General features: G+C 43.2%; 28 protein-coding genes and 2 tRNA genes. 13 read left to right on the plus strand and 17 right to left on the minus strand.

Features of this window, described 5'->3' with window-relative positions; all coding sequences use genetic code 11:
- The first annotated feature begins 25 nt into the window (after positions 1-25).
- Genes BCY86_RS04650 through BCY86_RS04665 form a run of 4 tightly spaced genes read left to right on the plus strand, consistent with a single transcriptional unit; the run spans position 26 to position 3,236 of the window.
- Entirely contained in the window at positions 26-541 is a 516-nt protein-coding gene (locus tag BCY86_RS04650; RefSeq protein ID WP_172824800.1) for a MotA/TolQ/ExbB proton channel family protein, read from the plus strand.
- Entirely contained in the window at positions 538-966 is a 429-nt protein-coding gene (gene tolR / locus BCY86_RS04655; protein WP_156865080.1) for a protein TolR, read from the plus strand. The genes BCY86_RS04650 and tolR overlap by 4 nt, the downstream gene beginning before the upstream one ends.
- Before the next feature lie 3 nt (positions 967-969).
- A complete protein-coding gene (locus BCY86_RS04660; protein WP_075276698.1) occupies positions 970-1,917 on the plus strand; it encodes an energy transducer TonB in 948 nt (315 codons plus the stop codon).
- Positions 1,908-3,236 (plus strand): TolB-like translocation protein, encoded by a 1,329-nt coding sequence (locus BCY86_RS04665; RefSeq protein ID WP_075276699.1) that lies wholly within the window; start codon positions 1,908-1,910, stop codon positions 3,234-3,236. Before BCY86_RS04660 ends, BCY86_RS04665 begins: the two co-directional genes overlap by 10 nt.
- On the opposite strand, the gene BCY86_RS04670 is transcribed toward BCY86_RS04665, so the two are convergent.
- From BCY86_RS04670 to BCY86_RS04680, 3 genes are all read right to left on the minus strand, one after another.
- Positions 3,233-4,576, minus strand: coding sequence for an acetyl-CoA carboxylase biotin carboxylase subunit (locus BCY86_RS04670; RefSeq protein ID WP_075276700.1), 1,344 nt, complete (start codon positions 4,574-4,576; stop codon positions 3,233-3,235). The genes BCY86_RS04665 and BCY86_RS04670 overlap by 4 nt on opposite strands.
- Positions 4,577-4,600: 24 nt before the next feature.
- The gene (gene accB, locus BCY86_RS04675; RefSeq protein WP_083604195.1) at positions 4,601-5,056 is read right to left on the minus strand and encodes an acetyl-CoA carboxylase biotin carboxyl carrier protein; all 456 of its coding nucleotides are present in this window, start codon (positions 5,054-5,056) and stop codon (positions 4,601-4,603) included.
- A gap of 105 nt (positions 5,057-5,161) precedes the next feature.
- The gene (locus BCY86_RS04680; RefSeq protein ID WP_172824801.1) at positions 5,162-5,827 is read right to left on the minus strand and encodes a Fic family protein; all 666 of its coding nucleotides are present in this window, start codon (positions 5,825-5,827) and stop codon (positions 5,162-5,164) included.
- Between the two features lie 348 nt (positions 5,828-6,175).
- Here BCY86_RS04680 and recN point away from each other — a divergent pair, with 348 nt between their 5' ends.
- On the plus strand, positions 6,176-7,909 hold the full coding sequence (gene recN, locus BCY86_RS04685) for a DNA repair protein RecN (protein ID WP_075276702.1): 1,734 nt from the start codon (positions 6,176-6,178) through the stop codon (positions 7,907-7,909).
- 12 nt (positions 7,910-7,921) lie between these two features.
- Here recN and map read toward each other — a convergent pair whose 3' ends face one another.
- From map to BCY86_RS04710, 5 genes are all read right to left on the minus strand, one after another.
- Entirely contained in the window at positions 7,922-8,719 is a 798-nt protein-coding gene (gene map, locus BCY86_RS04690; RefSeq protein WP_075276703.1) for a type I methionyl aminopeptidase, read from the minus strand.
- 69 nt (positions 8,720-8,788) lie between these two features.
- On the minus strand, positions 8,789-9,349 hold the full coding sequence (locus BCY86_RS04695) for a hypothetical protein (RefSeq protein ID WP_075276704.1): 561 nt from the start codon (positions 9,347-9,349) through the stop codon (positions 8,789-8,791).
- A gap of 84 nt (positions 9,350-9,433) precedes the next feature.
- Positions 9,434-9,697, minus strand: a complete 264-nt coding sequence (locus BCY86_RS10755) for a NifU family protein (protein ID WP_083604196.1) — start codon at positions 9,695-9,697, stop codon at positions 9,434-9,436.
- A gap of 83 nt (positions 9,698-9,780) precedes the next feature.
- Entirely contained in the window at positions 9,781-10,254 is a 474-nt protein-coding gene (locus tag BCY86_RS04705; RefSeq protein ID WP_075276706.1) for a DciA family protein, read from the minus strand.
- Between the two features lie 110 nt (positions 10,255-10,364).
- Positions 10,365-10,448 (minus strand) — tRNA-Leu (locus BCY86_RS04710).
- Positions 10,449-10,787: 339 nt separating this feature from the next.
- Between BCY86_RS04710 and BCY86_RS04715 the strand changes: the two genes are divergently transcribed.
- The 4 genes from BCY86_RS04715 (at position 10,788) to BCY86_RS04730 (ending at position 12,545) form a co-directional block, all read left to right on the plus strand.
- Complete coding sequence (locus BCY86_RS04715; RefSeq protein WP_075276707.1) at positions 10,788-11,369, plus strand: hypothetical protein; 582 nt, start codon at positions 10,788-10,790, stop codon at positions 11,367-11,369.
- A gap of 217 nt (positions 11,370-11,586) precedes the next feature.
- Positions 11,587-11,817, plus strand: coding sequence for a 30S ribosomal protein S21 (gene rpsU, locus BCY86_RS04720; RefSeq protein ID WP_075276708.1), 231 nt, complete (start codon positions 11,587-11,589; stop codon positions 11,815-11,817).
- Positions 11,818-11,961: 144 nt separating this feature from the next.
- Complete coding sequence (locus tag BCY86_RS04725) at positions 11,962-12,339, plus strand: Spx/MgsR family RNA polymerase-binding regulatory protein (RefSeq protein WP_075277585.1); 378 nt, start codon at positions 11,962-11,964, stop codon at positions 12,337-12,339.
- Between the two features lie 131 nt (positions 12,340-12,470).
- Positions 12,471-12,545 (plus strand) — tRNA-Pro (locus tag BCY86_RS04730).
- On the opposite strand, the gene BCY86_RS04735 is transcribed toward BCY86_RS04730, so the two are convergent.
- From BCY86_RS04735 to frr, 6 genes are all read right to left on the minus strand, one after another.
- On the minus strand, positions 12,512-12,694 hold the full coding sequence (locus BCY86_RS04735) for a hypothetical protein (protein ID WP_156865081.1): 183 nt from the start codon (positions 12,692-12,694) through the stop codon (positions 12,512-12,514). The two genes, BCY86_RS04730 and BCY86_RS04735, sit on opposite strands and share 34 nt — an antisense overlap.
- A gap of 2 nt (positions 12,695-12,696) precedes the next feature.
- Complete coding sequence (locus BCY86_RS04740; RefSeq protein WP_075276710.1) at positions 12,697-12,960, minus strand: hypothetical protein; 264 nt, start codon at positions 12,958-12,960, stop codon at positions 12,697-12,699.
- A 14-nt stretch (positions 12,961-12,974) separates the two neighbouring features.
- Entirely contained in the window at positions 12,975-13,820 is an 846-nt protein-coding gene (ccsA, locus tag BCY86_RS04745; RefSeq protein WP_083604197.1) for a cytochrome c biogenesis protein, read from the minus strand.
- Positions 13,821-14,357: 537 nt separating this feature from the next.
- Positions 14,358-15,038 (minus strand): DedA family protein, encoded by a 681-nt coding sequence (locus BCY86_RS04755; protein WP_075276712.1) that lies wholly within the window; start codon positions 15,036-15,038, stop codon positions 14,358-14,360.
- Between the two features lie 94 nt (positions 15,039-15,132).
- On the minus strand, positions 15,133-15,894 hold the full coding sequence (locus BCY86_RS04760; protein WP_083604335.1) for a Stp1/IreP family PP2C-type Ser/Thr phosphatase: 762 nt from the start codon (positions 15,892-15,894) through the stop codon (positions 15,133-15,135).
- A gap of 94 nt (positions 15,895-15,988) precedes the next feature.
- A complete protein-coding gene (frr, locus tag BCY86_RS04765) occupies positions 15,989-16,546 on the minus strand; it encodes a ribosome recycling factor (protein WP_075277589.1) in 558 nt (185 codons plus the stop codon).
- A 358-nt stretch (positions 16,547-16,904) separates the two neighbouring features.
- On the opposite strand from frr, the gene BCY86_RS04770 reads away from it, so the two are divergent.
- Genes BCY86_RS04770 through BCY86_RS04780 form a run of 3 tightly spaced genes read left to right on the plus strand, consistent with a single transcriptional unit; the run spans position 16,905 to position 19,831 of the window.
- Complete coding sequence (locus BCY86_RS04770) at positions 16,905-18,014, plus strand: SDR family oxidoreductase (protein WP_075276714.1); 1,110 nt, start codon at positions 16,905-16,907, stop codon at positions 18,012-18,014.
- Between the two features lie 2 nt (positions 18,015-18,016).
- Positions 18,017-18,310: a hypothetical protein gene (locus BCY86_RS04775; protein WP_156865082.1), complete on the plus strand. Its 294-nt coding sequence runs from the start codon at positions 18,017-18,019 to the stop codon at positions 18,308-18,310.
- Positions 18,311-18,346: 36 nt separating this feature from the next.
- Complete coding sequence (locus tag BCY86_RS04780; protein WP_075276716.1) at positions 18,347-19,831, plus strand: glycogen synthase; 1,485 nt, start codon at positions 18,347-18,349, stop codon at positions 19,829-19,831.
- 24 nt (positions 19,832-19,855) lie between these two features.
- Here BCY86_RS04780 and BCY86_RS04785 read toward each other — a convergent pair whose 3' ends face one another.
- From BCY86_RS04785 to BCY86_RS04795, 3 genes are read right to left on the minus strand one after another with little or no spacing between them, the layout of a single operon-like run.
- Positions 19,856-20,356, minus strand: coding sequence for an acyl-CoA thioesterase (locus BCY86_RS04785; RefSeq protein ID WP_156865083.1), 501 nt, complete (start codon positions 20,354-20,356; stop codon positions 19,856-19,858).
- Positions 20,353-22,122: a M61 family metallopeptidase gene (locus tag BCY86_RS04790; RefSeq protein ID WP_172824803.1), complete on the minus strand. Its 1,770-nt coding sequence runs from the start codon at positions 22,120-22,122 to the stop codon at positions 20,353-20,355. Before BCY86_RS04790 ends, BCY86_RS04785 begins: the two co-directional genes overlap by 4 nt.
- A gap of 22 nt (positions 22,123-22,144) precedes the next feature.
- Positions 22,145-22,444 (minus strand): FtsB family cell division protein, encoded by a 300-nt coding sequence (locus tag BCY86_RS04795; protein ID WP_172824804.1) that lies wholly within the window; start codon positions 22,442-22,444, stop codon positions 22,145-22,147.
- Positions 22,445-22,518: 74 nt separating this feature from the next.
- Here BCY86_RS04795 and gatB point away from each other — a divergent pair, with 74 nt between their 5' ends.
- On the plus strand, positions 22,519-23,991 hold the full coding sequence (gene gatB, locus BCY86_RS04800) for an Asp-tRNA(Asn)/Glu-tRNA(Gln) amidotransferase subunit GatB (protein ID WP_075276719.1): 1,473 nt from the start codon (positions 22,519-22,521) through the stop codon (positions 23,989-23,991).
- The last annotated feature ends 55 nt before the right edge of the window (positions 23,992-24,046 follow it).

The raw sequence follows: 24,046 nt of genomic DNA on the forward strand, positions 1-24,046 counted from the left end.
AATCCGATCCCAAACAGAAATGTTCATGAGTGTTGTGGATCAAACCCCCTCTCTTGTTGCGCTCAGTCATGGAGTTCATGCTCTTCCGATTTCTCCCTTTAGTCGAATTATCTCAGTCGCTGTAGAGGAATTAAAGCGGGTGAGTTCGGTGTCCACCAGTGACTGTCTTACAGAATCACAAATCGGACTCATTGAAGAGGCGATAAGAAGAGCCACTGCTCGCGAATTGGCCCATCTCGAATCGTGGATGGGACTCCTCGGAACAATCGGTTCGACTGCACCGTTCATTGGCCTTTTCGGCACTGTTTATGGGATTATGGATGCATTCTTAAGTATTGGAACAGAACAAAATGCTACGCTTGCTGTGGTCGCACCTAAGATTGCTGAAGCTTTGATTGCCACGGCAGTCGGTCTGGTTGCAGCTATCCCAAGCGTTATGGCTTTTAACTATTTTAGTCGAAAGATTCAGCTGTTGGGGGAACAGGTTGAAGATTTTACATTTGTTTTGATAGCGCACGCGTATGTAAAGGTGGACACGTGAAGGTAAAACATTCAAAAAATGGACGGCTCCATTCACGCATGCAAGCCATACATGAGATCAATGTAACTCCTTTGATTGATGTCATGCTTGTTCTTCTTGTGATTTTTATGGTGACAGCTCCTATGTTAACTGCAGGTGTTCGGGTAGACTTGCCCAAAACGAAGAGTGCACCTCTCCAAGCTGATCACACGAAAAGCATGATTACAGTGACACGCGATGAGCAAATCTATCTAGGTAAAGACGAGATTACAGATGCTTTAGAAGAAAAATTGACCACCAATTCCCGCATCCAAGAAGAAAAAGAATTATTCATTCAAGCAGATGAAGCTGTTCGCTATGGAGCTGTTTTGCGTGTCATGGCAGCAGCCCGCAGTGTAGGGGTTGAAAAGATAGGAATGGTCACCAATCCTACAAGCTCCCCCTAAGTAATGATGGATCCGCTTATTGAACAAACCTTAGAAAGACAGAAAGCAATCAAAGTAGGTATTTCTGTCACCCTGGGAATCCACGCTCTCCCTCTAGTTGGATGGCAAGTGCTTCACTTAATGCACGTGCCGCTTTCCCCTGTGCCTGATTATGTCTCTTCCTCAAAACCAAGTATTGCTGCAGCCTTGGTTCATATGGAGAGAGAACAAGCATCTCCATTAAAAGGAGAGCAGCCTGTACCTCAAACAGAACTACCTCCCGTATCTCCTTCTAATTCTGTGCTTCCCCCGGAGGAGATGGCTTCCATTCAAGCGCAAGACAATTTAAACAAAGAGCCATCGATTCATAAAATACCAGAGAAAATCATGGATGCAGGTGCTGTCAACCCCCGTGTTCTTGCAAGCCCTAAATCCACAAGTAAACCTGCACCCTCTTCTTTGCCTTCCTCTTCAGTCGCTTCTTCAGAAAAAGGGGTTACCTCTGACCTGACCAAGCTGATTGCTCACAGTAGTCTGTTCGCAGAGGAGCAAATGAAGGGGCAATGGCAGGGAGATGTCGATCGAATGGGAATTGCTCAAGGAGGAAAAGGAGGGGGAGACCCCAACGCCAAAAAACAAGGGGATGAATACTCAGCTCGACTCAGTCAGTTCTTTCATGAGCGATGGCAATATCCTATGTTGATCTCTCAAGAGCAGGCCAATCATCTATGTGTGATTTATCGCATAACCGTGAACCAGAAGATGCAAATCTCAAGGGTGGAGTCTGCTCCTATTCGGAAGAGTGGTCATGAACTTTTTGATGATTCCGCTTTGTCTATGTTAATGAAGCTGTTGGAAGGAAGGGTTGCTTTACCTGAACCTCCCTCTTCTATAGAAAATCTTTATAAGGGACGGGTAATTCAAATTGTACTTTCGGGTAACCTTCAAGGGGATACGTCATCATGCAAGTAATTCAAATTACTATTGAGAAAAAGGTGACATTAGCCATCTTCTCTCTTTTCTTTTTTGTGATGTCATTTCAATCAAAGTCTTTTGCTGCCTCAACGCCTTCATCTGCTTCGTCAAATGAGGTGCCTACCGTGATGGTAACTGGGGGGAATGCTGCACTTCTCAAAGTGGCTTTGCCACCTTTTGAAGGGGATCCCACCCTGGCGCGTAAAGCATATGATACTGTGGCTCGCGATTTGAGGTTCCTAAATTTATTTCAATTTCTTGATCCAAAGAGTTTTCTGACAACCACGATCAAAGAAGAGATCCAACCTGCTTCATGGCGTAATATAGGAGCAGAAGCGGTGGTCCACGGTATTGTATCGAAAGAAGAAAAAAGAATCCGAGTTCTATTCCGTCTGTTTCTTGTTTCTCGTGGAGGTCAGCCTATCTTTAAACAAGGATTATCTATCCCTCTCTCTGAATCTCAACTTTATATTACTACTCATGAATTTGCGAATGAAGTGGTTCGGGTGCTAACCGGGACACGTGGCTATTTTGAGACGCGCCTCGTGTATAACGAAGTTAAAGGAAAAGGGATTTCCACTGTAGCGATGCATGGGAAAATTAACAAAGAGAAGACAGTTAGTCTCGTTGCACTTATGCCTAGTTTTGGTCCAAGAGGTGCAATCTATCATATAGGTAGCATAGGAAAGGGAGCATACGCTGTCTTCCAAGTCGAAGATTTTTCAGCCAAATCACGCCCTAAGCTAGCTTTTAAGGTGGATGGCATGGTATTGGGCTTAGCGATGCACAATCGAAAGATGGCGGCTGTTACACTCACGCGACCATCCAATCAAGTACAATTGATTACAGCTGACTTTGATGGAACCATTCCATCAGGGATCACCAGAATGAAAGGACCTGTTGCGAATTATGCGCACCCTGCTTTTTCTGCTTCTGGAAAATTGGCTTATGTCTCCGATGAGCAAGGGACCCCTCAAATTTTTGTGGAAGGAAAGCGAATTAGTTGGCAGGGAACATATAATGTAGCTCCTGCATGGTGTAACTATCCCGGGGGAGAAAGAATCCTTTTTATGGGACGTGTAGAACGTGGCGTGTGGGATGTGTTTAGTGTATCTCCAGATGGAAAAGATTTAAAGCGCCTGACTCAAAATCAAGGATCGAATACTTATCCTGCCTGTTCACCAGATGGTCGGATGGTTGCATTTTTTTCAACCCGATCGGGAGGGGGTATTTTCCTAACCGATCTGGATGGAACAAATCCTCAGCTACTCTCCAAAGGAATGGGGGAGAGCTTGCGCTGGGAGCAAAAGAATTAGCCCTTGGCAAGAAGATTCTCAATCGTTCGGGTAGTCATACGCCCCTCTATGACTTCTTCCATCTCGAGAAGCCGTTGATGAAGCTCTATGTTGGTACGGATGCCACGAATGGAACACTCGCTGAGTGCTCGACGCATCCGAATAATCGCTTCCTGTCGAGTCGGCGCATGCACAATTAACTTAGCAAGAAGAGAATCGTAATAAGGAGGTACACGCCAACCCCCGCACACACCCGAATCGACACGGATTCCAATCCCTCCAGGTAGAAAGCATTCCTCAATAAAACCTGGAGAGGGCAGGAAGGTTTTAGGATCTTCAGCATTAATACGGCATTCAATTGCATGTCCCTGAAAAGAGGATGAAACAATCTCAGATAAGTTGAGCTTTTCACCGGCTGCAATTCGAATCTGTAAAGCAACCAAATCTAAACCTGTCACAAGCTCAGTGACTGGATGCTCTACTTGTAAGCGTGTATTCATTTCAAGAAAATAGAGCTTCTGATCCTCATCCATCACAAATTCTAATGTGCCAAGGGACTCATAAGATGTGCTGTTTAAAGCCTTTAAGATTTGGTTAGTCATTTGCTGGCGATTTTCAGATGTCATCACTGGGCTAGTAGCTTCTTCCATGACCTTTTGATGTCGACGCTGCAAAGAACATTCTCGCTCTCCAAGCACCCAAATTCCCTGATGTCGATCAGCAATGATCTGAAACTCAATGTGCTTGGGATATTCGATCAGTCTTTCGACATAAAGCGACGGGTTTTTAAATCCTATTTCCGCTTCTCTCGATGCGCTTGCAAAAGCATCTTCCATCTGAGCTGCAGTTCGTACGACGCGCATCCCACGCCCGCCCCCTCCTCCTGCAGCCTTGAGGAGAACAGGAAATCCAATGCGATTTGCTTCTTCAATCGCGTGATGAGCGCTCTCAAGCACTTGACTTCCAGGCAAAAGGGGGAGACCTAACCGTTCAGCATTTCTTCGTGCTGTTACTTTATCCCCCCAAGTATGCATTGCGTCTGGAGAAGGACCGATAAAAGTAACACCGCATTTTGCACAAATTTCTGCAAAGTGAGCATTCTCTGAGAGAAACCCATAGCCAGGATGAACAGCTTCAGCCCCTGTCACTTCTGCTGCGCTCATAATGCTTGGGATATTGAGGTAGCTTTGTGCAGCAGCACCAGGACCAATACATACAGCCTCATCAGCAAGGCGCACGTGAAGAGCATGAGCATCCGCTTCTGAATAGACTGCTACCGTCTTAATTCCTAACTCTCTGCAAGCCCCTAAGATACGGACTGCAACCTCACCTCGGTTTGCAATAAGAATTTTATAAAACATCCGGTTTATTCTACAGAAAGGGAATTATGCTTTGCGGATACTAAAAAGCTTCTGCCCGAATTCAACCATATGCCCATTCTTAATGCTGATCTCAGCAATTGTACCATCACATTCTGCCTCGATCTCATTCATCAATTTAAGTGCCTCAATGAAGCACAGCACTTGCCCCTTCTTGACTGCAGATCCAAGCTCTACAAAAGGAGGGGCATCGGGGCTTGGTGCTCGATAAAAGGTGCCGACTAGAGGACTTTTTACCTCTACAATTTCCTCCTGATTGAAATTCTTCTCTTTTTGAGTGCGCTTCGAAGAGGTCTCTTCGTGTCCAAGAAGAGGAGGAAGAGGAAGGGAAGGTGGAGGAGAAGACTCGGGACGACGAACAATGCGCGTACACGTGCCTTGCACCTTATATTCAAATTCAGCAATATCTTTTTGGATGAGCACATCGAGCAAACGCTCGAGCTCTTGTATATCAATTTTCATGAGCGGAGCAACTTTTTAGTTTAGCATTGGCTAAAGGAAAGAGGAACGTATATTCGACTCGATGTCCCGCATAGCGTTAACTCTCTGAGTCGAATCCACATTTTGTTAGTGTTCATAATCGCGAATCAACTTCTGAATTGAAGCCAATCCATTTTCAATAGATTCAAGCACAATGGTTTCCATAGTTGTAATTGAACCTTTCAGTGCTTCATAATATCTCTGCCTTTCTGTTGAATGGATAATAGCAGGAGGGTAACCGTTTCGTAAAAGCAATAGATTGAGAAAAAGGCGAGCCACCTTTCCGCTGTTTTGAGGGAAAGGAAAAACACGGAGAAGATCGTAGTGAGCCCGCACAGCCATCCGAAATGGACCGCGCTTTTTTAAAACGATAGGGTCGTTAACCCAATCGATGATCTGAGCCATTCTACTACTAATTTTATCAGGAGGGGCGTATTCGTGAAAATAGAGACGGTGCTGGGGTGTCTCTTTGCGGTATTTAATTGACTTTGCTTCCCCTGCCTCAGGATGAAGGGCTGCATAGATCCCTTTGATAATATCGGTAGTAACGGATAAATTGGGATCGACCACACACTGACGAATAAAATGAAGAGCAGCTCGATAATTTTTTATCTCTCCGTAGATCTGCTCCATATTTGCATCCATCGGATGGGAGGAAGATGAAGGATCGCAAGAGAAAGCTATCTCTAATTCTTCAAATGTATAAACAAAACCTTCAATAGCACTATCATGAGCTATCCAAGAAAGGTCCAAATTCCTGCTGTACTTGTGCTGCAGCTCTTTTGAGGCGTGCCGGAGCTTTGTTTCTAGATGAGTCGTTTGCTCCTGAATATGCTTGGGTGGCCTTACAAAGAAGTGACTCGACTGAGAAAAAAATCTGTTTTTTAGAGAAAGCTTAGAAGACATCTAGACTATACAAAAAAGAGAAATTGCAATCCTAGCCTGTCCGTGTTGGATACACGACCCTATGTATTGTCTGTTTGTTCGACGATTGCTATAAACAGAAACACTTATAAAAATAGGCAGACTCTAAAAGAAAAACACAGAAAAAACAAGAATGAAAATATAAATAGTCGAGTGTGCTACTAGCTGCAACAAAGAATGCTCCTTCAACTCATTATTCGAGATTTTGTACTCATTGAATACCTTGTTCTTGAGTTCCATCCTGCTTTCAACGTTATTACTGGAGAAACAGGTGCTGGGAAGTCCATAATTATTGGTGCATTAGAGCTGATCCGAGGAGGGCGTTTCCGTTCGAATATTGTACGTTCAGGAGCGCAAGCAGCAGAAGTAGAAGCGCTCTTCACAGTAGAGCCAAACTCTTCCATCACAGAACAACTTCGAGAAGCTGGGATTCCGTTAGATGAAGAGATTGTCATTCGACGTATCATTTCCAAAGAAGGCCGAAGCAAAGCCTACCTCAATGGACGCATGATTACCTTATTCCAGTTGTCAGAGATAGGATCTCAACTCTGCCATATTGCTTCTCAGCACGAGAGCATCACGCTTACAAATCCTTCTACGCATATTGAATATCTCGACGCTTTTGGAAAACTACAAACCTTGAGAGAAGATCTCGCTTTTCAAGTGGATTCTTTGAACGCTGTTTTTCATAAAATGAAATGTATTCAAGAAGCAGAAGCGAGACGGAATGAACAGCAAGGGAAACTTATTGTAGAACTTCAAGATATCCAACGCCTCCGCTTTCAATCTGGGGAGCAGCAACAACTTGAACAAGAACGGAAAAAGTTAAAAAACGCTAATAAACTGTCCGAAGTAACACAGCTCACGCTTGATCGCTTATACGAAAAGGAAAATGCCATCTGTGATGAACTCACACACCTTGGAACTATCCTCCAACAAGCTGGTTCTATCGACCCAGATCTGCTGTCTCTTGCGAGTACAATAGAAAATGCTCGCTCCGAGCTGATCGAAGTGGTTCATTCCATTCGCCGCTATCAGCAGATGATCGAAATTAACTCTATGTCTCTTGAAGACATTGAAGAACGTTTGTTTTCCATTCATCAAATAGCTCGCAAGTATGGGCTTCAACCAGACCAATTTGTAGAACGCCAACTCTTCCTTGAACAAGAACTCCAAGATTTGTCACAAGCGAATGATAAGCTTGTTGAACTAAAACATCAACAAGAAGAGCTCTACAAAAAAGCAGAAGAGACTGCCCGTATACTTTCCAACAAACGCGGATCGCTTACAAATCAACTTGCACACTCTATTACCCAAGAATTGCAGCAATTGGGTATGACAAAAGCTCAGTTTCTGATAGATATCCATCCTATTAAAGCGGGAAGTGAAGATCCGTGGCTGATTGATGGAGCAAAACTAACTCGAGCTGGTATCGATCAAGTGGAGTTTCTCATTGCACCCAATCAAGGGTCAGAGCCTAGGCCATTGCGACAAATCGCAAGCGGTGGAGAGTTATCCCGTTCTTTGCTCGCACTCAAGAGAATACTCATTATGGAAGAGACCCCTGTACTTCATGTATTCGATGAGATCGATACAGGAATAGGAGGAGGCATTGCAGAAAAACTGGGACGAGCGATCGCTGACATCTCCTTTTACAATCAGATCATCTGTATTACCCATCTCCCTCAAATCGCTTCTTTTGCAGATGCCCACTTTATGGTAACAAAAAAAGAAAAAGAAAATGCCACAATAACTCATGTAGAAAGATTGAGTGAATCGAGAAGAATAGAGGAACTCGCTCGAATGATTGGGGGCACTAAGATCACCGAGGCAACTAGAACAACTGCTGAAGAAATGCTCGACCGCAGCAGAAACCAGGGGTCAGAAAGATGGAAAGGAAAGAAAGCATAAATGTGAGAAATATTAATAAGCGGTGACCACTCCCTCGGATGAACAAAGGATTCGAGGACGGCGAGTTAATATTTCATATCCATCTACTTTTGCTACAAGCGTATGCTCGAATTGAGCGGACAGGCTCCCATCAGCGGTTCGAACCGTCCATTTATCTACTGGATCTAGAACGGTTTCAAATCGCCCTACATTGACCATAGGTTCAATCGTAAAGGTCATTCCTGCTTTAATTCTCTCACCTGTTCCATATTTTCCATAATGCTTCACTTGAGGCGCATCTTCGTGGAATTGTCGACCGATCCCGTGACCGACATAGTCCCTCACCACACTGCATCCCTGTGCTTCGACATATTCCTGAATAGCTGCTCCAATATCACCGAATCGAGCTCCCTCACGGACTTGTTCAATGCCGATCTGAAGAGCCTTTCGTGCGACCTCTGTCACATGCATCACTTCCCAACTAGGCATTCCGATATAAAATGTAGCAGACGTATCTCCGTGAAAATCTTTGTAGATTGTAGTTACATCAACATTAACAATATCCCCCTCTTTCAAAACATAGGAATTGGGGATCCCGTGACACACAACATCATTAACAGAAGTACAAACGCTTTTAGGAAATCCCCGATAATGAAGAGGTGCAGGTTCCCCTCCTCTCCGTAATGTATCTTCATGCACAATCGTATTAATTTCATCACAGGTCATCCCCGCTCGAATTTTATCTCCCACGAGACATAAGGTCTCCGCCGCCATCCGACCTACTACACGCATTGCTTCAATTTCTTTGGGGCTTTTAATTTCAATAGCCATTTGGGTTCGTACTCTCCATTGAGATGAATGCTTTCCTTGGGAAATCAATCGGTTATCAGTAAAAGAGAATCAATTGTCACCTTCGATATTGTCGCGGAGGCTGGAGATTTTTTTGAGAGTGGAGGGATGATCAGCGCCTAAATAAAAGTGAAACTCTTTTGAATTATCCAATTTTCTGTAATTTCGGATGAATGCAATAAAAGTCTTACCAACAAGCCGTCCTTGTAAACTATCCACGATTCCAAAGCCATTGTTCTTTCGGTCTATATTAAAAATAAATGCATTCATCGCAATGGGGAATCCAGCTATTCTATCGACTGGTTTTAAGACAAGCTGATACATCAGGGTGTTCCCCTTCCCGCGGCTGGTTAGCATGGTCACTTTGACTTTTACAATAGTGGAAGCTAATTGAGCGCGCTCTCGAAAGATAGCTTGTGTCTGAAGTGGATTTAGTGCGACACCAGCTTTAATATCCACTGCAAGTGGATCGATTGAATCATCAAAGAGAAGAGTATCAAAACCCTTATAGAAAGGGAGCGATTGAGACGGCGCTGGAATAGAAGAAACCGTTTTGGAGCACGATGATGAAGCCATCAGAATCATGAAGAACAGAATAGAAAAAAAATGCATCCATATCTTCCTTAGTGAAACCATGCTGTACCTAAGTTAAAAAAACAGATGCGGTTTACATTCAAATATCTTCACTGAAAGCCTTTACAATTTTATCGCATGTGCAGGCACACAATATCCTGTAGTGACACAAATCTTCACATTAGGAAATTTGTTTCTAAAGATAGGTTCAATAACGTACTGTCGAGTCCATGAGAAGCCTGGACAGCCTGCGCAATGATCGCTGAGTAAAAGATGAATAGCTTGTTCAGAAAAAGACAAGAGATAGAGAGAACCCCCATCTGACTCAATCAAGTGAGACAGCGACTGGCGACATAGCATTTGAATTTCTTTGATTGAAAACGTCATACAGAGTTACGTCGAAGGATAGATCTCAAAGAGAAGATGATCATTAAACCATTTAAAAAAAGTTTCTTAAAAAGAAAAAATGATTAGAGACCACAACAGATAGCTTCTTTAAGGATTGCACGAAATTCTTCATTTTCTACAGACATCAGCTCCCGATCAAAAGAATCTGGGAGCGGAGAACGCCTTTTTACCAGGTAAGGACGTAAACGAAAAGGAATACTCCAAGAGGGAGGGATAGGACCTACTAAAAATTTAATATCCCGCACTTTGATACCGTTTTTGTTCAACTCTTCAATCAAGAGGGGAGAGATAAAAGATAATTCGGTTGCCCAAGCATGACTTGTTACGCGTATCAACAGATTGTCGTGAAAGAGACCAATCGGGAGCGCATGGGGAGCGAATTGAGGGCCTATTACATTCTTCCAGATGTTATAAGCGTCGACAGGCAAAACAGAAGAAGGGGCCAATCGATTTTCTCCGGCTCTTTTAAGGAGAGAACCCAGTGACTCGGGAGAAAGACAAACAGGACGAGGAGAAAGAGAAGAAGGATACATCATTAAGGAAACAGCTCTGTTTTTTCTCTACCTTGTACGATCAAGTAGAGAGAATCATACGGAAGAGCCAATCAGCTTAAAATCAATTCGATGGTCAATAGATACATCTGGGGTACCGAAGGAGGGAATCGAACCCTCACGCCCTAACGGACGGCGGATTTTGAGTCCGCTGCGTCTACCAATTCCGCCACTTCGGCAAAAAATGTACTTTTCTTGTGCCCCACTAAAGCGCTCTTGGCAAGAGGAACGTGTTCAAACTTCCATAAATTTATCATTTGAGCTCGCTAACAAGCCCAAAACATCATTTAACCAATGCTCCAAAATTACACTACAGCTTTTTGAATCAGGCTACAGTTTTATCTTTTTTATCCTAAGCATAAATTATAGAAGAAAAGAGAAAGACGTCTCATAAGTAAAGCTAAAAAATGGTTTTTACTTATACGATGCTATAGAAAAAGATATTTAATATAAGATTATAGCTTGACCCTTATGTGTTAAGAGAGCATATGTCATATTGAAAGGGAGTTTATAAAATCATGTCTTCAAATCTACGCACTGCTATTGCAATGCTCGCTAGTTCTTTTGCCTCCAGTGTCTTGAATGTAATTCGTGGAGCATCTCTCCAAGAGATTCTCACAGAAACCAACGAAAACAGCAGTTTTTCAAAGCATGGGCCAGGCAGACCAAAGACGGGCGGAAAAGAAACCCATCATTTATCAAATGGAAAGAAATCCAAAATTGTCTTTTCCAAAAGACAGGCAAGCCGTCTAGGACGTCGCTCCGAAAATGATATTTGTCATTTGTTGGATCGGATTGTTGATTTGCTTAGCGCTCATCCAGAAGGACTACGTGCAGAACAGATTCGAGAACAATTAAAAGTAGAAGCAAAAGAACTACCGCGCCCTTTAGCAGAGGGCCTTGCAACTCATCAGCTTATCAAACAAGGACAGAAAAGAGCCACTACCTATTTCGTAAAGGGAAATAAGAAAGGTATAACTCGCAGCACTACAGTTAAGCGAGAACCTCATAAAAGGGTAGGTCGTCCCCATGACTTTCACCAAATTGAGGAGCAGGATCAGAGAACAGAGATGAACAGCAATCAAGAATCCAATGGATAAACGCTCATGATCGCGTTACTTGCTTACCTTCAGGAGGGATGTTCAATCCCCCTGAAAGGTAGTAATTAGTACCCTATTTATTATAATGGTAGCTTTAGGATAAAAAAGTGCTATTATGAATGCTATCTTGATCCGCCTAATGATTTATGGATAAATCGATGAAGGTTTATTCCTACAGTTTCGTAACGAAAAGATATCGTTTTAAGGAAGTATACATATGCCGAGTGATGCAATCCAATGTAAACCGCTTGAAGTCCCTGTTAATGAAAGGGGGCTGGAGAGAGCAATTAAGATGGTCAAAAGAAAGCTTGCGTCCGAAGGAGTTCTGCGTGAGTTAAAAATGCGCCGTCATTATATGAAGCCAAGTATTAAACGCCGCAATAAACAAGCAGAAGCAGCGCGAAGGCGACGTAAGCGGGCGAAGTTGGATGGGGGGCTTGCTCGATAAACTATCGGTGAAAAGCTATCAATCTAGTTTGGTTTCTTGTCTGCTCATCGTAGGCTCCTCTCATTTTTACACGTCAATCACGCATAGGATAGATGAGCCGTTTTAGAAAAGATATAGTGAAAGGATGAAACCTGATTCATGAAAATGCGGACACTGGCAAAAGAGGGAGACACTATTTTGCTCGCTTACACTGCTTGTAACACATGCAAAAAAGCCCTAAAGTGGTTGGATGCTCACGGTATTCACTATTCTGTTCGTTCAATTGTGCAAACACCTCCAACAGAAAAAGAATTGCAAGAATGGATACCTGCCAGTGGAATCAATATTCGTAAATGGCTCAATATCACCGGTCAAAGTTATCGCGCTTTAGGCAAAGAAAAAATAGATCAAGCAGATGATATGCAACTCATTAAATGGTTATCAAGTGATGGAAAACTAGTGAAGCGTCCTGTTCTCGTACAAGGGAACAAGGTGCTTGTTGGTTTTCAAGAAGATGATTATAATGTTCTCTTCTTTTCTTAAGCGAGACAAGCGGCTTCAACACTGAAGTAATTGGCACTGTTTTTTATTTTTTATAAAAGAGCTTGCGAAGCTATTTGTTTTAACGTGCTTTTTTTTGGTTTTCTTGATAAGTAGATATTTTTAAGAGTGTTCGGGGCGTGGCGCAGTCTGGCTAGCGCACTAGACTGGGGGTCTAGGGGTCGTGGGTTCGAATCCCGCCGCCCCGACTCATCTTTGATAAAGATTCTATTTTTCTTTTTTGCTTGTTTTGTTCTTCAAGATGAACGCGGGCAGCATGGCTTCCCATGATGAATCCAAGGATAAGTCCAAGAAGAAAAATAGCAGGAATAAAAATAAAATGTTCAGGTCCAGGCACATTCATGAGCGACCGGAAAGCGTATTTTCCTTTAAATTTTCCTGGAGTGCTCGTTCAATGAGTGCAATTCTTTGCTTCAAATGATTCTGCTTTTTCCAAAGCAAGAGCAGCCATGCCATCAGAATCAACCAAAGTGTGACATAAGCTTCTACGAGGAGAAGGGAACCATTTTTGGTTTCTGTCCCTCCTTCTATTGCGTGAAAAGCAGTTGAGCGTTCTTCAGGGAGATTCTTGTTTTCTTCTGGAGGGGGAAGGAGTGCTCTCATGGTTCCGTTCCATTCTATTCACTTAAACCTAAGTACATCATTATTTTTTCTTCCAGTTGTTTGCATTCACTTTTTAACTGTTCCACGCGAAGACGTATCCATAGAATCAGAAAAGCGAGCAGTGTGAAAGCGAGAAAACTGATAGAAAGAGCCAGTTTCATAGATGGATGGTGAAGACCACCTCCTGTGGAAGTAATGACAGTAGGATGCTGACCACTCCATTTTCTGACGCTAAAATGAATAATAGGGATATTAGCAGCTCCTAAAATACCCAGAGCAGCTGCGAATCGACGTTCTATTTCACTCTCTTCCACTAAAGAACGAAACCCTAAATAAGTGACGTAGATAAGCATGCTGAGGAGAGAAGTTGTCAATCGAGGATCCCACGTCCAGTAATATCCCCATGCTTTTGCGGCCCATAAGGGGCCTGTAACAAGCACAATTGAGCCAAAAACGACTGATATTTCTGCTCCTGTTTGTCCAAGAGCATCCCAGTGCTGATGGGGTTGGAGAAAGTAACCAATCGAGCCCAACAAACAAAAAAAAGCTCCTAAGTACATGCAGTAGGCACTGGGAACATGAAAATAGAAAATCTTCTGAACGATTCCCATCGTACGTTCTGTTGGAGCACTTAGAAAAACCAGATGGATCGCGCTTAGGAAAGATAGGATGGTTGCTCCAACAAGAACATACAAGAAGAGCTCTTGTTTTTGTCCAGTTCGTGACGAAGAAGAGAAAAGCATAGGATGATATCTACTGATCCTATCTCTGAACTGCAAGGAAGTTGATTCCGTTTTTTCTTTTTTAGGCTGATTCGTTGCTTTTTTGTAGAGAAGGATCAAGGCTGTGAATGACTTCATCAGACCATCGCCCTACAGGTGGTGGGGAAGGGTTACATCCATCCATAACTACCCCCTTGAAACACGAAACAATCGATCTCGACAGTGGCATAGCTCTAGGTATGCCATGCACTTCTACTTTTGTTCGGATGGTTTCAACGTAGGCTTCCCATTCTATTATAGCTCTTCCATAGATTAAGAACATAAGAAAGATAAGAAATAAATATAAAAAGTCCATCCAGAGGCCACCCATTTCTTGACGTTGACGTAAATGGAAGAGGTCACTTTTGAAAAGAAAACGGCCTGGGGCAGAGAGCAAGTCCCACGCGCCTGGAACCCACAGAATTCCGAAAAACACCGTATAATAATGTGTAAGATAAGCTTTTTGACGGCCTTCAACGCTAAGATACTGACTATAAGATACTGACTAACAGATGAATTAGCTTTTGTAGCTTACTTTCTTCTTTGTAACTGATTCGAAAGGAAGGAATTCTTGTTAGAGCTCTGCGAGGAGATGTCCAGACATCTCACGTGCAGCCTGATGATGTTCCGCGTTGATTAAGATTGATAAGAACGCAAAGCGCGAAGGCGTGATCGAACAAACCAGCCTGCAAGGGCAATGCAAATAACTACAATAACCAGATCGAACTTATGAAGCATGCGCCTCAAAAAAGACCGTTCATCGAGAAGATGAATGCCTAGTTCCTGGCCACACCAAGCTAACCCTACACACCATGGTACCGACCCTAAGAAGGTATATAGATGAAATTTAAAGCGATTCATTTTGACAACGCCCGCAGGGAAAGCAATAAACGTTCGGATAATGGGCAGAAGCCTTGCAACCAAAATGATGACTTCACCCCATCGCCGGAACCACCGCTCACTGAGAGCGATTTCATGCTTATCAATCAATACATATCGACCATATTTTTCAATAGCACGGCGACCTCCAGATGCACCTACCCAGTAGGCTACTTCACTGCCTAAATTACATCCTATTGCACCTACCAATCCTGCCAGGATTAAATTAAAAAGAGGTAAATTGATATGAAACTGGTTCGATAACTCTGCGCGGACATCCGGATGAGAGAGCGCTCCTGCGTAAGGCATAATTAACTCGCTTGGCAGGGGTACACACGCGCTCTCAATACCCATTAGGATAACAACACCAAGGTAACCTAGAGCACCCATGGTATAGAGACAGAAAGCACTAAGTACAGCAAAAATTGATTTAACCACGCTCTACTCCATATGATTATTTGGAAGCACAAAAAATCTCCTTAACACCACGCGACCACCTTCTTTTTATCCTATCGTTAATTACAGAACAATATCATTCGATGTGAATAACAATTACAGTGATATTGTCTGTGCCTCCTCGTTCGTTAGCACGTTGGACAAGCTGCTGACATGTATTTTGAATCGTCTGAGAATGAACAACGATCTGATGAATTTCTTGTTCGGACAACATACTGGACAATCCATCTGAACAGAGCAGATAAATATCGCCAGCGTGAGTGTTGTCATAGTTAAAATCTACAACCACTTGTTCCTGCATCCCAAGAGCGCGGGTAATTACATTTCTAGGCAATTCTTGCAATTGCTGTTCGGTTAAATTTGGCATGTCTACGAGATACTCGTTATAAAGAGAATGGTCGTTCGTGAGAAGCTGAATCGTACTCTTCCTTATGCGATAACAACGTGAATCTCCGACATGTCCAATCAACATACGATTTTGAATAGAATTGAACATCGCTCCCACAATTGTAGTTCCCATTCCATAGCATTGGTGAACTCGATTGCTTTTCTCAAAGATCTTCTTATTTGCGAAGTGAATACTTGCTAAAAAACGATTTTCTTTTTCAGACAATTGAGTATCAAAATAAAAAGGCCCAGTGATGTGTCCATGTGCAGTGGACTGAAAAAAAGTAGTGATTGCCTCGATCGCAAGTTGCGAAGCAACATCTCCAGCACGATGCCCTCCCATCCCATCAGCCACAATGAAGATGTCATGTTCGCGCATGATAAGAAAAGAATCTTCATTGTGATGGCGCTGAAGCCCTACATCACTTACACCAGCAGCTATGGCTCGCATGACCGCACTCATTTTATCGAAAAATGTTTAGTTTCTTCGTGTACAGGCAATAAACACTATCACTACAGAATCCTGAATCGATTGTTTTTTAATTCTAAACTTCAAGTATATCTTTCTCTTTTTTTACGACTATCACGTCGACTTCTTTGTTTGAGTCAGAAATTTTCTCCTCTACTTTTTTCTTTAATCGCCCTGCTTCATCTTCGCTTAAGACCCCATCTGTCTGCAATTGTTGCAGTTTATTTAATGCATCATGTCTAGCTTTACGAATGGATATTTTACATTCCTCTCCGTACTTTCTAACGATTTTGATTAGTTCTTTTCGGCGTTGTTCTGTGACCGGGGGGATGCGGACACGAATACAATCCGCTTCCACTTGATGATCCAATCCGAGACTAGCCTCACAGATTGCCTTTTCTATTCCTTTAATTTGGCTCCGATCAAATGGTTTAATGAGGATGGTGCGAGCTTCAGGGATGGTTAGATGAACGATTTGAACCAGTGGAGTTAATACTCCATAATAGTTCACTCTGATTCGTTCAAGAAGGCTAGCCTGAGCACGTCCCCCCTGCAGTTCCCCAAGTTCTCTTCTGAAAGCTTCATAGGCCTTTGCAATCGCCCTGCTTAATTCCTCATGGATAGTATGGCTCATTCGCGATCTCCCTGCCTCCATTTCATAATGACAAGGTCACAAAGTTGACCTTCATTCTTATTCTCTTGAATAAATAGAATGCTCTTTTCGAGTTCACAAGATAATTACGAGATCCAACGCTTTTAAATAGCATTATTAAGCAATAAAACATGAAGAAATTCAATGCTTTTAGCTTTTGAGAACCATTCTGATCCAGATATGATTCAGGGTACCCCTTAAAAGAAGCAATTCAGAGCATTCCTGGGGGGTAGCTAAACAACATCCTTGTCTCTCTCAATAAGAAGTCTCATAGAATCAAACAACCGTCTTGAAAGAAACAAGAGAATAGCATCTTTGTCAGAGACCTCGGAAGAAAAAAATGATTTCACACACAAAACAAAATGAACGCTCAAAAGAAACTGTTTTGATCACAGGGTTCCCTTCTTTTAATACCTACCGATTGTGTCAGGAAATTCTCTCTTCCCCTTATGAATTCCAAGGGAGGATTTATTTCCTCGTACACCCTAAAAAGTTGGAAGAAGCTCAAAAGATAATCAATCGCTTCTCCTCCGAAAAACAGAGTTATCTGTATCTTCTGGAGGGGGATACAACAGCAATTGATCTAGGTTTATCAGCAGCTGAGTTTGAAACGCTAACTCGTGAAATTAATCGCATTCATCACTGGAGTGAGATTCAAGATCCGCCTCACCAAGCTTCTATTGAACGCATTTGTATTGAAGGAACTCACGAGATTCTTGAATTCGCTCGGGCCTGTACCCGATTAAGATGTCTGATCTACCATTCGAGTACAGCGGTTTCAGGAGATAAAGAAGGTATTGTGTTTGAAACAGATCTTAAGATGGGACAGCGATTTCAAAACATAATGCAACAGATGCATGCAAGAGCTGAAAAAAAAGTGCGCCAAGCTATGAGCTATCTCCCAATTGCAGTCATACGTCCAAATTGGATTGTGGGGGATTCCATCCATGGCGAAGTTGATATGCAAAGTGGTCCTGGCCTGTTCATACAACAGGTCATTTCCCATCCTTTTATTTCTCCTCCTTACTTTCAAAAGGATGCTTTATTTCCAGTAGTCCCAATCGACTATGTAACACGCGCAGCAAACCAAATCGGATGTCATGATCAGGCTTATGGTCATACTTTCCACCTTATTGATCCCCAGCCTCTTCGCGCGGAACAAGCCTTTCAATTAATTGCTGAACTTGCTGGCTACCCCTCCACTAAAGCCACTGGAGAATCTCATTTCTCTCCAGTACGAATTTTGCAAAGGGAGAGCTTATGGGAAAGAACACCTCTTTTAAGGTTTTTTTTGGATTCCATGACTATTCATGTCCGTTATGATTCTACAGAAGCTGATCAATTGCTTGCGGGAAGCGGACTTCATTGCGCACCGTTTGAAAGTTATGTATCTCGCCTTGTTCATTCTATTCAACACAAAAACAGAGAAAGTCAGGAGGGAAATGCTTAGCCGTGCTTAGATTACAGAAAGAAAATTACTCCTTGGTTATTTATCATGTGACAATGTACGCTGAGAAAGTTGTATTTTTCAAAGGTATTGTCGAAGCGTCTGAAGGATTGACTCAAGCACATAGCGAAGGGGGATGGGATTTACAGATTGCATCTCCTTCTGATCGGGTAGAAGAGTTAACTCAGTGGATGCAGAAATTAAAGAAAGAACTCTGTTTTTTTGAGGCTTCTTCTCACCTTCAAGCAAAAGGAGAGAAAGAAAAAGAACATCAGCCTAAAACCTTAGTGATCACGTAGGCAGCTGGCATGGAGAGTTCAGGGGTTAGGCTTTTAATGATCTCTTCTGAAGTGAGATTGTTTGCTCAAACAGGGGGATTGGGCGATGCAGTCCTAGGACTTTCAAAGGCCCTTGCTGAATTGGGAGTTGAGGTCGCTCTTGTTACTCCTCGCTATCGGATGACGAAAATACCTATGAATGGTTCTTGGTGGCCAGACCCTTTATCGCTATCTCTCTACCATCGAAGCAATAATCAAGAGGTGGGTGTTTTTGAAGCACCTTTCCTCTCTTCTTTATCGAAAGGATCCTTACGGATTTATTTATTGGACATACCTCATCTTTTTGATCGAGAAGGGATCTATGGAGACCTGCACGGCAACTATGAAGATAATGACGTAAGATTTGCAACCCTATCCCAAGGTGCACTTGCAGTAGGTGAGCGTATATGGAATCCCTCTCTCTTAAAGGCGGATCAACCTATCTTCATTCATGCGCACGATTGGCATGCTGCTCCTGCTCTTCTCTATGCTCGTTTAGATGATAACCATTCTAAATGGCAGCAAACACCTCTCTGTTTCACCATTCACAATCTCGCCTTCCAAGGGATTTTTGAACAACATCAATATCAAAATTTAAATCTTCCGATGGCTGCCCTCAAAGAAGGAACTGTTCTCTATCACGAGAAAATTAACCTTATGAAAGGTGCTATTCTTTTGGCCAATGCGGTAACCACAGTAAGTACCACTTACGCCAAGGAAATCATGCACCCTCAGCAAGGTTGCGGTCTGGATCCTTTATTGTGTGAATACAGAAGTAAAATCACTGGCATTGTCAATGGGATTGATACTGCCTCTTTCAACCCAGAAATAGACACTTCTTTAGTCGTCCCTTACAATAGCTCGTCCGCATCCAAGGCTAAGCAGATCTGTAAAGCATCTTTTTATCAAGAGAATAGTTTTGAAGGGGAACCCGAAGAGATCCCTCTCTTTGTGTTTATTGCACGTATCGATTGGCAAAAGGGGATCGACCTCTTGCTTTCAATGGTTCCTTCTCTGCTAGCATTTCCTATAAGGCTTTTTATTACAGGGAGTGGGGATCCACATCTTGAGAATTTAGTGCTCTCCCGTGTCAAAGAGTTTCCTGGAAAGGTTGTTAGTCAGATCCCTTTTAATGAAACCCTGGCAAGGCGAGCACTCTCAGCAGCGGATTTTATTATTCTCCCTTCTCGCTACGAACCCTGTGGCCTCACTCAACTTTACGCCATGCGGTATGGAGCTATCCCCCTGGTTACTCCGACAGGAGGGCTTTACGACACAGTCGATCCCATCGACATACAAAGAGAGCAGGGAACAGGAATCATTTTTTCCAACTGTGATACAGAAGCCATCCAAAGAGGATGCATGCAGGCTATCGACCTCTTTCACTCTAAGAAATTGATGGGCACAATCAGAAAGCGGATCATGCAGCGGGATAGTTCTTGGGAGAAACCTGCTCGCGAATATATCGCACTGTACAAGAGTCTTCTAAAGTCTCATGCATAGCCTTCCATCAGATCCACCGAGGAGTTATTCCGTTGAGATATCGTGAGTTTGATGTTCCATGCGTAACTTCCTACGCCGTTCTCCCGCCTCCTGAGATGCGCGGCTTTCAGGAGTGTCCAGTTCGAGGAGAGGTACCTGAACAGGTTTTCCTGCCGCATCAGTCGCAACAAAAGTGAGGTATGTGTTAACACACGGCCACGTTCGTCTCGAGCGAGCATCTTCGCCCCTCACCACAACTTCAACCTCCATAGAAGTACAGAAGATAGCAGTTACATGAGCACGTAAAAGAACAACTTCCCCCACTTTGACTGGTGCTGTAAACCTGAGATTGTCCACAAACGCAGTGACACATTCATAACCCGAATGACGTTGCGCACAAATGGCTCCACAGAGATCGATCCAAGCCATCATCTGACCACCAAAGACTGTTCCAAATGCATTGGTATGCTGAGGAAGAACATACTCAGTCATTTCAGTCACTGAACTAGAAGAAGCACGAGTTAAACAAGCAAGAGGATCCATCATTCATTCCAAATAGGATGAGACTCATTAAGCCAATCACAGAAAAGCCTTTGTTCTTCTTTTGATGCATCCGAACGAGCAACAAGCTCGACTGACGGATTACAGCCAACCTGAATAGAAGAGATGTGAATACATCCATCGCGGCTAGTGATGAGTTCGACTTGGTCACCAGGCTGACAGGGGGCAAGAGCTCCCTCGAAGATTGCTTCCTGTTCTACTCGCTTCCCATTCAGTGCAACGATTTCATCACCTGCACTGATTCCCACTCGCTGCGCTTCACTCCCTCGTATCACATGCTTGACATAAAGCTTTTTGTTGTTGAAAGAAAGGCTCATACCGAGAATCCAATCACGTGCCTGGGCTTTTTCAACCGGAACGAGCATAAGCCCTACTTGAGCGAATGAATTCTCTACATCAAGATCCCCAGGGTTCCGAATCCACTTTTGAAACAAGTCTTTTAAAGGTACCTGTGCTTTCGATTCAAAAAACGCACAAAGCCCATCTTCAGGGACTGCAATATTCTTTTCCCCATATTCTCGCCATAAGGCAAGCAACAAAGAGTCAAGAGAACAACGCCCTTTGGTTCTTATACGTAGCTCCAGATCGAGTAAGGCACAGATAATCTCCCCCTTCTGATAGTAATTGACACTGCTATTGATACTATCTTCTGTAGAGCGATAAAATTTGATCCACGCATCCCATGAAGCCTCCTCAACCGATTGAACAAGCCTTCCAGGATTCATCAGGAGTTGACTGATCTGCATTCCAAGATGACTGATGTACTCTTGAACGGTACATAGTTTCGCCAACCGAAGCACACGCCATTCATAATAGCTTGTAGCTCCCTCAAACCACCATAAAAGCTTCGTGTAATTTTCTTCCTCGTAGCGGTAAGGAGTAAGGCCTTGCGGACGAATTCGTTTCACGTTCCAGAGATGAAACACTTCATGAGCCACAAGAGATAGAATCTCCATGTACCCCTCTTGGGTTTTAAACTGAATGGGGTCAATGAGGATCGTACTGCAGCAACGGTGCTCAAGACCTCCTTGCCGTTGAGGAGACAGATGGAATAAAAAGAGGTATTCTTCGTAGGGAAGTGTATTTCCAAAGAGACTGGCCTCAACATCCACAATGCGAGAGATATCTTCAACTAATTGATTTACAGGAACTGCATTGATCTGTTCTGCCGGCCAGATAGCTAACCGATGAAGTTTCCCTAAGATCTGAAAGCTCTCTTCACCATGAGTTCCTATCTCCAAAGGAGAGTCAACCAAAGTATCAAAATTAGTAACCTCAAATTGATTCTTCTGCTTTTGATGGAAGGGGAGGATTGTAGAAACTTGCCATCCCTCAGGAGCAACAATTTCAACAGTAGAAGAAACAGAAAGCGCATTCATGACTGTTAAAAATGTAGCTGCTCCATTTAGAAAAGCATGTGTCGAGTCCACATGATTTGTCCGCACAGTCAGTTCATGGCAATAAATGCGGTATTCCACAAGCAGGTTGCGAGCCCCTTTCGTATCTACTTCCCACGCATTTTTTCGAATCTTACGCGTCTCGATTGAGGCGTCTTCTACCTTACACGTAAGCCCTTCTACAAAGCGGGCATATTCCTGAATTAAATAAGATCCAGGAGTCCACACGGGCATCCATAGAACCAAAGGGGAAGGGAGAGTGTGGTTGGCTTGGAGATGCATCTGTACGGTCACAAGATGCGCTTCAGGTGCCTCGATAAGTACACGGTAATGGGTTTTCAGATCAACCATCATAGGCCTTTTCAACCAAAAAGCACTAGGGAGATTCAAGCAACTGAAAAATGACCTCATCTTGACGGATGAGTCCAAGCTGCTCACGCGCAACGCGCTCGATTGTAATAGGATCGTGATTGAGGCTGTTAACTTCATCCTGGAGTCTTTGGATATCTCTCCTCAAAACATCATTTTGTGCCTTAACATGAGCAAGTTCATGCTGAAGTGCATGCAAACGCGGCAAACCACTAGGAGCAAACACAAAAAGAAGGACTGACACAAATGTTACAATGAGCATTGTGATTGGCAAGACACGCGACAGAAAAGAGTGAAAAGAAAACACAATAGGATTGGTCTCTCTTGTCATACTCATGGAAAAAAAGCTAGTAATTCAGAAGGATTGTTTAAGGAACAAGCATGACTATCTCAAATTCGGATTATGAGACTACCATTGGACTTGAAGTCCACGCTCAACTTTTGACTCAAAGCAAGGCTTTTTGTTCTTGTTCTACCGCATTTGGGGCTCCGTGTAACACCCATGCTTGCCCTGTATGCTTGGGTTTGCCTGGAGCTTTGCCCATTCTCAACCAAGAGGCTGTCCATTTTGCTATACGTGCAGCGCTTGCACTTCATTGTAAAGTTCATTTGCAAAGCCGATTTTCTCGTAAGAACTACTTCTATCCCGATCTTCCAAAAGGCTATCAAATCAGCCAACACGACAAGCCGATCAGTGAACACGGTTGGATCGATCTAGAAATTCCTAAATCAGATGAAGGAAGCGCTTCCTCTCCTTCTTTTTATACGAAAAGAGCGAGAATCAATCGACTCCATATGGAAGAAGATGCAGGTAAAAATGTACACGATCGGGGAATTTACTCATGGGTAGATCTGAATCGCGCAGGCGTTCCTCTGATTGAAATTGTGAGTGAACCCGATATGCAAAGTAGTGTAGAAGCTGTTGAATATCTTCGAAGCTTAAGAGAACTGTTGATGTTTTTAGGGATTAACGATGGGAATCTAGAGGAAGGTTCTTTTCGATGTGATGTGAACATCTCACTCAGAAAAAGAGGGGACACCAAACTGGGCACCCGCGTGGAGCTCAAAAATATCAACTCATTTCGGTTTGTTCAAAAAGCGATCGAATATGAGGTAGAAAGACAAAAGGAGATACTTGAAAGCAGAGAAGCCGTTATTCAAGAGACTCGGGGATGGGATGAGAAAAAAGGTCTCACTTTCTCTATGAGAAAGAAAGAAGAGACTCAAGATTATCGCTATTTCCCTGATCCCGATCTCCCTCCTCTCTTGATTGAAGAATCAACGATTGAAGAGATCCGGGCCCATCTCCCTGAGCTCCCTTCAACCAAACGTACACGTTTTGTCAACGACTTAGGCTTAACTCCTTATGCAGCCAAAGTCCTTACCCAGCATCCCCAACTGGCTTCCTTCTTTGAAGAGGCCATCTGTCACTATCAAGAGCCAGTCAAAATAGGCAATTTTATTCAAACTGAAGTTCTCCGCGATGTGGTGACGAAAGGTCTTGAGATGAAAATTCCGATCTCAGCTACCCAAGTAGCGGAATTAATTCAACTTGTAGAGCAGAATACAATCAGTGGCAAACAGGCCAAAGAGCTCTATTCGCTTCTCCAAAATCAAACCAAAATGCCTTCAGAGCTAGTTAAAAAGTTGGGGATGAGCCAGGTATCTGATGAAAAAGCCCTGACTGAGGTGATGGAACGTCTCATCGAACAGAATCCCAAACAAGCAGCAGCCATTCGCAACGGAAAACATAGGATCATAGGCTTTTTTGTGGGGGCTGTGATGAAGGAAACCAATGGTCGAGCCAATCCTCTCATCGTGCAGCAGGTGATCAAAAAGCTACTCTATCTCTGATTCATCCAACCAAGAGCAAAGGGAATGGACTACGACTTGCTCCATCCCTTTTTTG

The organism is Pajaroellobacter abortibovis (assembly GCF_001931505.1).
GTDB classification, from domain to species: domain Bacteria; phylum Myxococcota_A; class Polyangia; order Polyangiales; family Polyangiaceae; genus Pajaroellobacter; species Pajaroellobacter abortibovis.

Coding starts and splice junctions, on each gene's coding strand:
- BCY86_RS04740 (WP_075276710.1), bottom strand. CDS start 12,960: ATGAGAGCACTCCTTCCCCCTCCAGAAGAAAACAAGAATCTCCCTGAA.
- BCY86_RS04760 (WP_083604335.1), bottom strand. CDS start 15,894: ATGCGAGCCATAGCTGCTGGTGTAAGTGATGTAGGGCTTCAGCGCCAT.
- BCY86_RS04725 (WP_075277585.1), top strand. CDS start 11,962: ATGCGGACACTGGCAAAAGAGGGAGACACTATTTTGCTCGCTTACACT.
- BCY86_RS04665 (WP_075276699.1), top strand. CDS start 1,908: ATGCAAGTAATTCAAATTACTATTGAGAAAAAGGTGACATTAGCCATC.
- rpsU (WP_075276708.1), top strand. CDS start 11,587: ATGCCGAGTGATGCAATCCAATGTAAACCGCTTGAAGTCCCTGTTAAT.
- frr (WP_075277589.1), bottom strand. CDS start 16,546: ATGAGCCATACTATCCATGAGGAATTAAGCAGGGCGATTGCAAAGGCC.
- BCY86_RS04695 (WP_075276704.1), bottom strand. CDS start 9,349: ATGCATTTTTTTTCTATTCTGTTCTTCATGATTCTGATGGCTTCATCA.
- BCY86_RS04785 (WP_156865083.1), bottom strand. CDS start 20,356: ATGATGGATCCTCTTGCTTGTTTAACTCGTGCTTCTTCTAGTTCAGTG.
- BCY86_RS04660 (WP_075276698.1), top strand. CDS start 970: ATGATGGATCCGCTTATTGAACAAACCTTAGAAAGACAGAAAGCAATC.
- BCY86_RS04770 (WP_075276714.1), top strand. CDS start 16,905: ATGATTTCACACACAAAACAAAATGAACGCTCAAAAGAAACTGTTTTG.
- recN (WP_075276702.1), top strand. CDS start 6,176: ATGCTCCTTCAACTCATTATTCGAGATTTTGTACTCATTGAATACCTT.
- BCY86_RS04650 (WP_172824800.1), top strand. CDS start 26: ATGAGTGTTGTGGATCAAACCCCCTCTCTTGTTGCGCTCAGTCATGGA.
- gatB (WP_075276719.1), top strand. CDS start 22,519: ATGACTATCTCAAATTCGGATTATGAGACTACCATTGGACTTGAAGTC.
- BCY86_RS10755 (WP_083604196.1), bottom strand. CDS start 9,697: ATGACGTTTTCAATCAAAGAAATTCAAATGCTATGTCGCCAGTCGCTG.
- BCY86_RS04780 (WP_075276716.1), top strand. CDS start 18,347: ATGATCTCTTCTGAAGTGAGATTGTTTGCTCAAACAGGGGGATTGGGC.
- BCY86_RS04715 (WP_075276707.1), top strand. CDS start 10,788: ATGTCTTCAAATCTACGCACTGCTATTGCAATGCTCGCTAGTTCTTTT.
- BCY86_RS04705 (WP_075276706.1), bottom strand. CDS start 10,254: ATGATGTATCCTTCTTCTCTTTCTCCTCGTCCTGTTTGTCTTTCTCCC.
- BCY86_RS04670 (WP_075276700.1), bottom strand. CDS start 4,576: ATGTTTTATAAAATTCTTATTGCAAACCGAGGTGAGGTTGCAGTCCGT.
- accB (WP_083604195.1), bottom strand. CDS start 5,056: ATGAAAATTGATATACAAGAGCTCGAGCGTTTGCTCGATGTGCTCATC.
- map (WP_075276703.1), bottom strand. CDS start 8,719: ATGGCTATTGAAATTAAAAGCCCCAAAGAAATTGAAGCAATGCGTGTA.
- BCY86_RS04790 (WP_172824803.1), bottom strand. CDS start 22,122: ATGATGGTTGATCTGAAAACCCATTACCGTGTACTTATCGAGGCACCT.
- ccsA (WP_083604197.1), bottom strand. CDS start 13,820: ATGAAGTCATTCACAGCCTTGATCCTTCTCTACAAAAAAGCAACGAAT.